General features: G+C 67.4%; 9 protein-coding genes. 1 reads left to right on the top strand and 8 read right to left on the bottom strand.

Annotated features, from left to right (window positions below; all coding sequences use genetic code 11):
* Positions 1-106: 106 nt before the first annotated feature.
* From ACQPW1_RS33590 to ACQPW1_RS33615, 6 genes are all read right to left on the bottom strand, one after another.
* Positions 107-565 (bottom strand): B-4DMT family transporter, encoded by a 459-nt coding sequence (locus ACQPW1_RS33590; protein ID WP_433655996.1) that lies wholly within the window; start codon positions 563-565, stop codon positions 107-109.
* A gap of 379 nt (positions 566-944) precedes the next feature.
* Entirely contained in the window at positions 945-1,760 is an 816-nt protein-coding gene (locus tag ACQPW1_RS33595) for a shikimate dehydrogenase (protein WP_433655998.1), read from the bottom strand.
* Complete coding sequence (locus ACQPW1_RS33600; RefSeq protein ID WP_433656000.1) at positions 1,750-3,285, bottom strand: endolytic transglycosylase MltG; 1,536 nt, start codon at positions 3,283-3,285, stop codon at positions 1,750-1,752. Before ACQPW1_RS33600 ends, ACQPW1_RS33595 begins: the two co-directional genes overlap by 11 nt.
* Positions 3,282-3,848: a Holliday junction resolvase RuvX gene (ruvX, locus tag ACQPW1_RS33605; protein WP_433665405.1), complete on the bottom strand. Its 567-nt coding sequence runs from the start codon at positions 3,846-3,848 to the stop codon at positions 3,282-3,284. The genes ACQPW1_RS33600 and ruvX overlap by 4 nt, the downstream gene beginning before the upstream one ends.
* Positions 3,848-6,511: an alanine--tRNA ligase gene (gene alaS / locus ACQPW1_RS33610; protein ID WP_433656002.1), complete on the bottom strand. Its 2,664-nt coding sequence runs from the start codon at positions 6,509-6,511 to the stop codon at positions 3,848-3,850. The genes ruvX and alaS overlap by 1 nt, the downstream gene beginning before the upstream one ends.
* 256 nt (positions 6,512-6,767) lie before the next feature.
* Positions 6,768-8,114 (bottom strand): replication-associated recombination protein A, encoded by a 1,347-nt coding sequence (locus tag ACQPW1_RS33615; RefSeq protein WP_433656004.1) that lies wholly within the window; start codon positions 8,112-8,114, stop codon positions 6,768-6,770.
* Between the two features lie 140 nt (positions 8,115-8,254).
* On the opposite strand from ACQPW1_RS33615, the gene ACQPW1_RS33620 reads away from it, so the two are divergent.
* Complete coding sequence (locus tag ACQPW1_RS33620) at positions 8,255-9,919, top strand: alkaline phosphatase D family protein (RefSeq protein WP_433656006.1); 1,665 nt, start codon at positions 8,255-8,257, stop codon at positions 9,917-9,919.
* Positions 9,920-10,043: 124 nt separating this feature from the next.
* Here the strand turns inward: ACQPW1_RS33620 and ACQPW1_RS33625 are convergent, their stop codons facing one another.
* Positions 10,044-10,418 carry a hypothetical protein gene (locus ACQPW1_RS33625; RefSeq protein ID WP_433656008.1) on the bottom strand — a complete coding sequence of 125 codons (375 nt, stop codon included), beginning with the start codon at positions 10,416-10,418 and terminating at the stop codon, positions 10,044-10,046.
* 337 nt (positions 10,419-10,755) lie between these two features.
* Positions 10,756-11,925 carry a phosphotransferase family protein gene (locus ACQPW1_RS33630; RefSeq protein ID WP_433656010.1) on the bottom strand — a complete coding sequence of 390 codons (1,170 nt, stop codon included), beginning with the start codon at positions 11,923-11,925 and terminating at the stop codon, positions 10,756-10,758.
* Between the last annotated feature and the right edge of the window lie 33 nt (positions 11,926-11,958).

Raw genomic sequence — 11,958 nt, forward strand, 5'->3', positions numbered from 1 at the left:
ATACATTGCTGAGCAACATGATACCGGCGGTGGAGGCACTGACAAGGGCATACACGGACAGCAGAAACGGCGCACCCCACGATCGGAGTGCGCCGTTTCGCGTGCTTCAGGCGGCGGTGTGCGCGGGTGTCGACTGCTTGTTGTGCGTGCGATCCGAGAGCATCCGGCCGATCCCGACGCCGATGAGCGCGGGGATGAAGATCAGCAGGACGATGAACGCGGCGCCCGCGGTGAGTTCGAAGAGAATGCCGTTGTCGCCGAGGTCGAACTTGGGCAGCCAGTCGATGATCCAGGCACCGAGGCCGCTACCCAGGCCGGCCGCCGCCGCGGCCTTGAGCCACAGCAAGGTCAGGTCGGTGCCGCGCTCCGGGTCAGGCTGGGCCGTCCGATCCTTGCGGCCGTCCAGCAGGCCCCAGTACAGCACGGCGCCCACGAGCACGATCAGGCAGAACACCCGCATCCAGACCCCGTGGGTCGGCCAGTTCACCATCGCGAACCCGAGCACGGCACGCAGCAGGACAACCAGCGCACCGAGCACGATGGCCCGCAACACCCAAGCATTCATGCGCACCACCATAACCCTGCACATCGCCGAACCAAACTAGAACCGGTATCAGTTTCCGAGCGGCCGCACATCGCAACCGCGGCCGATTGAATCACCGACTGTCCCGTTCGTCGAATGTCCCGGCTCGATTCGGAGCGACCGCGGGCTTACTTCGACGCGACCCCGGCCGCACCCCTCGACACGACCGCGGACTCGCTTCGAAGCGACCGCGGCGGATTTCGGAGCGACGGGGATTGCTTCGACACGACTCCCAAGCGCACCTCGGCATACTCCGGAACGACGGGGCTCACCTCGACGCGACCCTGGGCGCACCTCGGCACGACCGTGGCTTACTCCGGAACGACGGCAGGCTTACTTGGACGAGACCGAAGAAGCGAGCTCAGGCCGAATTCTCCAGTGCCGCCGCCATTTCGGGCCGCGGCGCCGGACGGCCGGTGAACTGCTCGACCTGCCCGTACGCCTGATTCAGCAGCATCTGCAATCCACTCACCACCGTGTTCCCGGCCCGCGCCACCGCCTCCGCCAGCGGCGTCGGCCACGGGTTGTAGATCGCGTCGAGCACCACGGGCGCCGTCGCGACCGCGTCCGCGACCACCGCCGCCGCCTCGGCCGGAATCGTGCTGACCACGGCACCGGCCCGCTCACAGAGCCCGGCGAGCGCGGCCGGATCGAAGCTGGTCACCGCCGCGTTCATGCCGAGCCGCTCCGCGAGATCCAGTGCGCTGCTTGCCCGTCCCGCATCGCGGGCGATCACCGTGACGGTCTTCGCGCCGAGTTCGGACAGCGCGAGCAACGCGGGCCGCGCGGTCCCCCCGGCACCGAGCACCACGGCCTCGGTCACATCGGTGACCCCACCGCCGCGCAGCGCGCCGAGCACGCCGTCCACGTCGGTGCAGTCGGCCCACCAGCCCGCATCGGTGCGCACCAGGGTGTTGGCCGAGCCGACCAACACCGCCCGTTCGGTGCGCTCAGCGGCATAAGCCAGCGCGGCCTCCTTGCCCGGCATGGTCACCGACAGCCCGACCCATTCCGGCCCGAGCCCGTCGACCAGTCCGGGCAGCTGCTCGGCCGTGCATTCGATGCGCTCGTAGCTCCAATCGAGCCCGAGCGCGCGATACGCGGCCAGATGCAACTGCGGCGAGCGGGAGTGCGCGATGGGCTTGCCCAGCACCGCCGCTTTACGTTCAGCGGCCACTGTCCAGGATTCCGCTCGCCTGGGCCTGCTGGATGTAGCGCTGGTGCTGCTTGTAGTCGTCGGTGAACAGGGTGGTGCCCTGCTTGTCGACGGTCACGAAGTACAACCACGAACCCGCTTCCGGATTCTCCATGGCGCGCAACGCGTTCAGCGACGGCGCGGAGATCGGCGTGGCGGGCAGGCCGATCTTCGCGTAGGTGTTCCACGGCGTCTCGGCGGCGCGGTCGGCGTCGGTGGTCTGCACCTCGGTGCGGTCCAGCGCGTAGTTCACCGTCGAGTCGAACTGCAGCATCTGCGGGACCCGCAGCCGGTTCACGATCACCCGCGCGACCTTGCCCATGTCCTGCGGCTTGGCTTCGCGTTCGACCAGCGACGCGGCGATCAGCGTCTGGTACGGCGTCAACTTGGTCTCGCCGCCGGACTGCAACAGCCCGGTGGACTCGTAGCTCTTGGCGCTCGCCGTGACGACCTGTCGCAGCATCTGCTCCGGGGTGCCGCTCGGGTCGAAATCCAAAGTGCCCGCGGCGATCAGGCCCTCCAGCTGCCTGGCCCGGTCCGGGCAGTCCTTGACGCCCTGCGCGGCCCAGGCGGGCACGCCGAGCGCCGCCAGATCGACGCTCGCACCCGCGGCTTCGAGTTGTTCGTAGGTGACGCACTTCTTGCTCGGGCCGGTGCCGATGCAGCTGGCCTCGGCCATCATCCGGTAGATGCCGTCGGTGCGACGGCCGCTGCCCACCTCGTATTGATCGTGCAGCAGCCGTCCCTCGGCGATGACCAGGTTTCCGACGCGCGCCTGCTTGCCGAGCAACGCGGTCACCGCCTGCGAGGCGGGGATGTGGCCGGGGATCGCGTAGAAGCCGGGCTGCACCGAGTTCATGTTCGAATTCCGCACGGCCGCTTCGAAGAACGCGCCCGTGCTGGCGACGACGCCGCGCTCCTTCATGGTCGACGCGATCTGCTGCGAGGCGTCTCCATCGTGTACCTGCACCACGACGAGCGGTCCCGGCGATCCGGCGGCGTAGTCCTCGGGGCTGCCGAGCGAGCTGATCAGCTTCATGCCCGCGAAGACCGCGGCACCGGCGAACAGCAGCACGAAGACACCGGCGACGAGCCACATGGTGCGACGACGGCGCTTGCGCTCCTTGGCCTTACGCGAGGCGACCCGGCTGGAGCGCCTGCTGCGCTGCGGGGTCTTCGACCGGCGCCGCCCCTCGGGCTCTTCGTCGTCGTGCTCGACCGCTTCCCGGCGGCCGACGCGCGGGCGCGCGGTGCCGCGCCGCTCCCGCGGGCGGGGGGCCGGGGCGGGCGGCGGCTGGTCGTCCATGTCGTCGGTGTAGCGCGGGATGACCGTGGTGTCGTCCTCGTAGTCGTCCCAGTCGTCCTGCTCCCGGCCGACCACGCGGTTCGTCTTGCCGCGCGTGTCTCTGCTGTTCTGCCCACCCCAGGCGCGGTCGTCACGCCGGTAACGCCGATCAGCTTCGCGCTGTCGGTACCGTTCCTCGGCCCGCGCCCATCGATCCGTCATGCGTCGTCCTCAGACGACGCATGACGCACCGCTTCAACCGACCTCAACACCGCACTCCGTTCGTCCAACCATCCTTGCAGGATCGAGACGGCCGCCGCCTGATCGATCACTTGCCGCTGGCCACGTGCGCGAACTCCACTGTCTCGCAATGCACGTGCAGCTGACACCGTAGTCAAACGTTCGTCGGAAAGTCGTATAGGTACCGGCGACACGGCGACCCGCAACTGCTCGGCGAATGCGGTGGCAATGGTAGCGGCAGTGCCCTTCTCCCCGCGCAATGTTCGCGGCAGACCCACGATCACCTCGACGGCTTCGTACTCCCGCACAATTTCAGCAATTCTGGCGATATCGGGGGCTATCCCGACCGAGCGCTTGTTCGGCTTCGCGCGCGGCACAGTCTCCACGGGCGTGGCGAGGACGCAGTCGGGGTCGCTCGACGCGACGCCGATACGGACACTGCCGACATCGACGGCAATTCGCCTGCCGCGACCCGGATCGGTGTCGGGATGGGGCCGGTCGGCGCCGTCCGGCGCCGACCTCTCGGGACTATCGGGGTCCGCCATCACCCGGCCAGTTCAGCCACCCGAGCGCGGACCGCCGCAAGGCCAGTGGGAATGCCCGACGGATCAGAACCGGCGCCCTGCGCCATCTCCGGCTTGCCGCCACCACGTCCCGCGATGCTCGGGCCGAACGCGGCGACCAGATCCCCGGCCTTGAAGCCGAGCTCCTGGGCGCCCTTGTTGACGGTCACCACGAACGGCACCTTGCCGTCGGCGTTGCCGAGCAACACCACGACGGCGGCCAGCGTGCCGAACCGGCCACGAATGTCGGTGGCCAGCGTGCGCAGGTCACCGGCGGGCACGCCTTCGGGCGCGGCCACAGCAACCAGCAGCACACTACCGATCCGCTCGGCCTCCTCGACGAACTTGCCCGCCGAGGACAGCACCGCGGCCATCTTGGTGCGCTCGAGTTCCTTCTCGGCCACCTTGAGCCGCTCGACCAGCTGCTCGACCCGCGCGGGCACCTCGTCCGAGGGCACCTTCAGCGAGGACGCCACACCGGCCAGCAGCGCGCGTTCCTTGGCCAGGTACTTGTACGCGTCGAGGCCGACGAAGGCCTCCACGCGCCGGATGCCGGAACCGACCGACGACTCACCGAGCACGGTGATCGGGCCGATCTGCGAGGAATGCTGCACGTGCGTGCCACCGCACAGCTCCATCGAGAACGGGCCGCCGATCTCCACCACGCGCACTTCGTCGCCGTAGTTCTCGCCGAAGAGCGCCATCGCGCCCATCTCCTTGGCCTTGGTCAGATCGGTGACGAAGGTGTTTACCGGGAAATCCGCGCCGACCGCGTCGTTGGACACCGCCTCGATCTCGGACTTCTGCTGCTCGGAGAGCTGGCCCTGCCAGTTGAAGTCGAACCGCAGGTAGCCCGGCTTGTTCAGCGAACCGGCCTGCACCGCGTTCGGGCCGAGGATCTGACGCAGCGCGCCGTGCACCATGTGCGTGCCGGAGTGGCCCTGGGTGGCGCCGCGGCGCCAGGCCGGATCCGCTTGCGCGAGAACGACATCGCCCTCGGTGAGCTGACCCTGCTCGACGGTGGACTTGTGCACCCACACCTTCTTGGCGATCTTCTGCACATCGTTGACCCGCAGCTTCACCCCGGCGGCGGTGATCGAACCGCGGTCGGCGATCTGACCGCCGGACTCGGCGTAAAGCGGGCTGCGATCCAGGATCACCTCGACGTCCTGGCCGACCGTGGCGACGGGCACCCGCACGCCGTCGGCGATCAGCGCGAGCACGTGCGCCTCGGAGGTCAGCTCGTCGAAGCCGGTGAATTCGGTGGCGCCGCGGTCGACCAGTTCCTTGTAGACCGTCAGGTCGGCGTGCGCGTGCTTGCGCGCCTGCGCGTCGTCCTTGGCCCGCTTGCGCTGCTCGGCCATCAGCGACCGGAAGCCGTCCTCGTCCACCGAAAGGCCCGCCTCGGCGGCCATTTCCAGGGTGAGGTCGATCGGGAAGCCGTAGGTGTCGTGCAGGGTGAAGGCGTCCGAGCCCGCAATCGTGTTGCTGCCCTTGGACTTCACCGCGGCGGCCGTGTTGTCGAACAGGGTGGAGCCGGTGTTCAGCGTCTTGAGGAACGCCGTCTCCTCGCCCACCGCGACCGTCTCGATGCGCCGGAAATCGGTGGCGAGCTCCGGGTAGGACGGCGACATCAGGTCGCTGACGACCTTCATGAACTCGCCCATCACCGGCTTCTCCGCGCCGAGCAGGCGGGCCGAGCGGACGATCCGGCGCAGCAGGCGGCGCAGCACGTAACCGCGACCGTCGTTGCCGGGGTTGACGCCGTCGGCGATCAGCATGGCGCCGGTGCGCGCATGGTCGGCGATCACCCGGAACCGCACGTCGTCCTCGTGCGTGACGCCGTAGGATCGGCCGGTCAGCTCCTCGGCCTTGTCGATGATCGGACGCAGCAGGTCGGTTTCGTAGACGTTGTCGACGCCCTGCAGCAGGAACGCGACACGCTCGACGCCCATACCGGTGTCGATGTTCTTCTTCGGCAGCGGGCCGAGGATCTCGAAGTCGTCCTTGCTGGTGCCCGCGCCACGCTCGTTCTGCATGAACACGAGGTTCCAGATCTCGATGTAGCGATCCTCGTCGGCCTCCGGGCCGCCCTCGATGCCGTATTCGGGTCCGCGGTCGTAGTAGATCTCCGAGCACGGACCACACGGGCCTGGGATGCCCATCGACCAGTAGTTGTCGGCCATGCCACGGCGCTGGATGCGCTCGGCGGGCACGCCCATCTCGAGCCAGATCCGCTCGGCCTCATCGTCATCGAGGTAGACGGTGGCCCAGAGTCGTTGCGGATCGAAGCCGTAGCCGCCGTCCTCGACGCTGTTGGTCAGCAGCGACCAGGCGAAGGTGATCGCCTCGCGCTTGAAGTAGTCGCCGAAGCTGAAGTTGCCAGCCATCTGGAAGAAGGTGTTGTGCCGGGTGGTGACGCCGACGTTCTCGATGTCACCGGTGCGCACGCACTTCTGCACGCTCGTCGCGGTCGGGTACGGCGGGGTCTGCTGACCGAGGAAGAACGGCACGAACTGGACCATTCCTGCGTTGACGAACAGCAGGTTCGGGTCGGCCAGGATCAACGAGGCACTCGGTACCTCGGTATGCCCGGCACGGACGAAATGGTCCAGGAAGCGCCGTCGAATCTCGTGGGTCTGCACAGATATCCAGCCTACCGGTGCGGTGCACATGGTTTTTCATCGACTCGGGTGGTGTGGACCACCGGGCTGTCTTGCGCCGATCCGGTCATCGAGTCGGTCGATTGTCTAGCAGGCGCCGGCTCAGCGTAGCGCGGTTCAGGGGCCGCGTGGGCGGAGTGGACGCCGAGATAAGCCCACCTTCACAGTAGATCCGACGTCGGCTGTTCCCACGCGGGCCGACCTTGCGTTCGCGGTGTCAGCAGACGCGAGGTACGCGCTACTTTCCGCGGATGATCCGGCGCAACTTGTCCACCCGAGGGCCGACCTCGCGTTCGTTGCCGTGGTCGGTCGGTTGGTAGTAGTTCACACCGACCAACTGGTCCGGCGGGTACTGCTGAGCGAGGACGCCGTCCTTGTTGTCGTGCGGGTACTTGTAGCCCTGGGCGTTGCCGAGCTTGGCCGCGCCCGCGTAGTGCCCGTCGCGCAGGTGCGGCGGCACCGCGCCCGCCTTGCCCGCCGCGACATCGGCCATGGCGGCGCCGAGCGCGGCGATCACGGCACCCGACTTCGGGGCGCTCGCGAGATGAATGGTGGCCTGCGCCAACGCGAGACGAGCCTCCGGCAGACCGACCAGCTGGACCACCTGCGCGGCCGCGGTGGCGGTTTGCAGGGCGGTGGGATCGGCCATACCGATGTCCTCGCTGGCGTGAATCATCAGCCTGCGCGCGATGAAGCGCGGGTCCTCCCCCGCCGTGAGCATCCTGGCCAGGTAGTGCAGCGAGGCGTCGACGTCGGAGCCGCGAATGGACTTGATGAAGGCGCTGATCACGTCGTAGTGCTGGTCGCCTGCCCGGTCGTAGCGGACGGCGGCCTTGTCCACGCTGGCCTCGACGAGTTCGACACCGACGGTGCCATCCAGCGACGATTCGGCCGAGGCCTCCAACGCGGTGAGTGCGCGACGCGCGTCACCGCCCGCGATGCGGACGATGTGGTCCAGTGCCTCGTCGGACACCGTGTACTGGTCGTCCAGCCCGCGTTGGTCGTGGATCGCCCGCTGGAGCACCTGACGGATGTCGTCCTCGGTGAGCGATTGCAGTTGCAGCACCAGTGAGCGGGACAACAGCGGCGACACCACCGAGAACGACGGATTCTCGGTGGTCGCCCCGACCAACAGCACGATCCGGTTCTCCACCGCGGCAAGCAACGCATCCTGCTGCGTCTTCGAGAACCGATGCACCTCATCGATGAACAGCACGGTCTGCTCGCCATTCGACAGCCTGCGCCGCGCCACATCGATGACCGCGCGCACTTCCTTCACCCCCGCCGACAAGGCCGACAGCGCCTCGAACCGCCGCCCAGTCGAATGCGAGATCAACGAAGCAAGAGTTGTCTTCCCCGTCCCCGGCGGCCCATACAACAGCACCGACGCCGCCCCCGACCCCTCCACCAGCCGCCGCAACGGCGACCCCGGACCGAGCAAATGCTGCTGCCCAACCACCTCGTCCAACGAAGCAGGCCGCATCCGCACCGCCAGCGGCGCGCCGGAATCCCGCCGCACCACACTGTCGATGCTGTGCTCAGCGGGCACCCCGTCCCCGGGCACGTCGAACAAGCCATCGCTCACGCCGAGCAACGTTACCCAGCCCCACCGACAACCCCGAACCCCCAGCACCCAACCCCGGCCAACCAACCCCCGAACCGCCGGTCGATGCGCCTGGTCCCGGGTTGGGTGGCGGGTCGATTTGCGTGTTTACCGCGGATCGGATGGGATCAGTAGTTGTGGCTGAAAACGTGTTCGTTTCAGATTCTCCGGTCGGGCCGTTTGCGCGGCGCACGCTGCTGAAAGGCGGTGCGGTTGCCACTGCGACGGTGGTGCTTACCGCCGCTCCCGCGCGGGCGGCGGGTGTGGCGTTCCGGCACGGTGTCGCGTCTGGTGATCCGCTGCCGAATGGTGTCATCCTCTGGACGCGTGTGAGCGTCTCCGATGATGCGACTCCTGGTTCGGGTGTGGGCGAATCGGCAAGTGTGCGTTGGGAAATCGCCGAGGACGAGGGGTTCGGCAAGATCGCGGCGTCCGGAAACGTCACGGCCACAGCGTCTTCCGATCACACCGTGAAGGTCGATGTGTCCGGGCTTGCGCCGGGCACCGTTTACTTCTACCGGTTCACCGCGCTGGGCGAGACGTCCGCGATCGGGCGCACGCGGACCGCGCCTGCGATCTCCGACTCACCGGAGCGTCTCCGCTTCGGGATCGTGTCCTGCGCGAATTGGGAGGCCGGATACTTCGGTGCCTACCGTCATCTGGCCGCGCGCACCGATCTCGACGCCATCGTGCACCTGGGCGATTACATCTACGAGTACGGTCGCGGTAAGTACGGCGGGCGCAATGGCACTGTGCGCCCGCATGATCCGGCGAACGAGACGGTCAGCCTGGCCGACTATCGAATTCGGCACGCGCAGTACAAGACCGACCCCGACTTGCTGAATCTGCATGCCCGCCAACCGTTCATCTGCACCTGGGATGATCACGAATCCGCCGACAACTCGTGGTCCGGCGGCGCGAACAACCACGACCCCGTCACCGAGGGCAACTGGCAGGACCGCCGGGCCGCGTCCGCGCAGGCCTACCTGGAGTGGATGCCCGCGCGCGCCAAGGGTTCCGGTGCCGACGTGCAGATCTACCGCAGGCTCCGTTTCGGCACGCTCGCCGAACTGTCCATGCTCGACCTGCGCAGCTACCGCGACCAGGAGGCGAAGCCGGGCGCGGGCTGGCGCGAGGCGGACAACCCGGCGCGCACCATCACCGGCAAGGCCCAAATGGATTGGCTCACCGCCGGATTGGCGTCCGCACCGGTGCGCTGGAAGCTGGTCGGCAACTCGGTGATGATCGCGCCGCTGGTCTTCCCGCCGCTCGAACCGGCCACCACCGCCGCGATCACCAGCGCCCTCGGCGTGCCCCAGTCCGGCCTGACCGTGAACGGCGATCAGTGGGACGGCTACACCGCCGACCGGCAGCGCTTGTTCCGCGCCATCACCGAACAACAGGTCTCCGACGTGGTGTTCCTGACCGGCGACATCCATTCCTCCTGGGCCGCAGACCTCCCCGTCGACGCCGCCAACTACCCGGCGGGCAACACGGTAGGCACGGAATTCGTCGTGCCCTCGATCACCTCGACCAGCATCGGCGACATGCTGAAGCTGAACTCCGCACCGATCGCAGATTCGATCAAGACCATCAACCGCCACCTGCGCTACACCGAACTGGACTCACACGGCTACGGCGTACTCGAGGTCACCCCGGAACAGACCCAAATGGACTGGTTCTACCTCTTCGACGTCACCGACCCGAATTCCGGTGTCCGCCACGGCACTTCCCTCGCCGTCCGATCCGGCGGCCGCCTCGAGCCCCGCTCGGCGCCGGTGAGCTGAGGAAACGTTCCGGTCAGGCCAGCACGTCGAGCCGCGCTGAGCACCAAGCACTGACGCGCCCGTTCGGCCGGACGGGCGCGCAGTTCAAGCCATGCTCGGCGCCCGTGAGCTGACGCGGCGTTCGCTACGACCCGCCTCCGCAGCCACCACCACCGCCGCCGCAACCGCCGCCACCTCCGCAGCCGCCGCCGTGGCCACCACCACATCCGTGGCCGTGACCTCCGTGGCTGTGGCCGCCATCGCCGCCGCCGCCGAACAACCCGATACCGCCCAGGGCCCAGCTGCCACTACCGTCACCACGGCCTGCGGACCCCCGCTTGCGACGACGTCGGGTTCGCGGACTGGCGATCTGCGAGCTGAGCACGGTGCCGGACTGCTGGGCGCGGGTCAACTGGTCGAAGTCTTCGGCCAGCCGGAGACGTCTCCGGCGACGCACGATCACCGCCAGCATGACAGCGACGACAACGGCCGCGATGACTATCAAGAACACAGTGTTCACTGTGACCACCCCTCTCCAACCCCGTGGTCTAGAACACCCCAGCGTACTGCGACCGACAGACAATCACCGCCCCCGATTACAGGGTCTCCGATGATTTTCCGGCGCAGCCGCACACCTTCTGACATCCGCACGCGTGTCAGTGCGGCGAGTCGGTGTGCGGGAAATCAAAAGGTGTGCGGCGGCAAGCAATCTGGACGCCACACCACCGCAACAACCGACAACCCGTGTAGCCGTACTTAATTCACCCTACGGTCGGTTTATCGCATTGTTCATTCACCGACGACTCATCGGCAGAGAGAAACTTTCAGCGAGACATCAAGTAAGCGAATTCCGAATTCTATTCGGACCAGCGCTCTTCCAACATCGCCGACACATCCTCGGCAAAGTCGCCGACAATATCGTCACCGGTGCACCGCGCATCCTCGGCCAGCGCCGCCCACCGATTGATCAACGCCTCCGACCGCGGCACCGACAACCCGTGCTCCCGAGCCGCCGCGATCCGCGCATGGTCCGCGGGCAGGAACCAGTACGTGGACAACCAAACCCAGATCAACCGAGCTTCGAGGATCCGCTCGGACATGACCTCGTCGTCGGCCAGCGCGGGCCACACCCCGACCACCTCGGAGCGCCACGCCTCGACCATCTGCCTGGCCCGTTCCCTGGACAGTTCGAAGTCGCACAGGCAGCCGGGGAACGAGACCAGCGCGTACGCGATATCGAGGGTGGCGTCACGGAACCCGCCCCACTCGTAGTCGAGGAAGCGCGCCCCTTCCTCGTTGAGAATGACGTTGTCAGGGCACAGATCCGACGGACTGAACGCGCGGAATCGACCAGCAGAGAACAACCGGTTACCGCGCACGATCCGTTCGGCGATCTCGCCGGGCACCTCGATACCCAACTCCCGCTGCAACAGACCGGGCACCTCGGCGATCGCGGATTCGGCCTGCTGGGCAATGCCATCCACGCGGTGCACCACGTCGACACGGCGCAGCAGTGCGACGAAATCGGCTTCGCGGCCGACGGTCGCCGCGTGCATCCGGCCGAGCGCCTGCGCGAACGCCATCATCCCGTTCCTGGTCGCCGGCTCGATGCCGGACTGCAGCATCTGGGTGAGCAGCGAGTTCTCGCCGAGGTCGCTGAGGATCAGCAAACGCTCGGGCAGGCTGTGCGCGATCAGGTACGCACCGGGCCGCTGTTCGCGGCTCAACGCGGTGGTGAACTGATACGACACCGCTTCACGTAGGAACGCGGAGTCGATGCTGGCGACTCCGGGTGCGAGACCGCCCGTGGTGCGGTCATGCGAGTGTCCGCGAACTTGTTTCACGATCAAGGTCCGCGGCAACGAGAAGGCGTTTTCCGCAACACGCACACGGAGAACCGTCGTTCTACCACTACCGCTGAGTTCGATCGGATCGCTCAGCTTTACCGGAGCACCCATTCGCTTTGTGAGCAACTGTTGCGCTGCGGACACGACTTCGGCGGCGCGTTCGGCCAATAGTGCGGTCATCGCCCTTCAAGTTACTCGCATCAGGTCACTTCT

The organism is Nocardia sp. CA-128927, assembly GCF_050955855.1.
Classification (GTDB): domain Bacteria; phylum Actinomycetota; class Actinomycetes; order Mycobacteriales; family Mycobacteriaceae; genus Nocardia.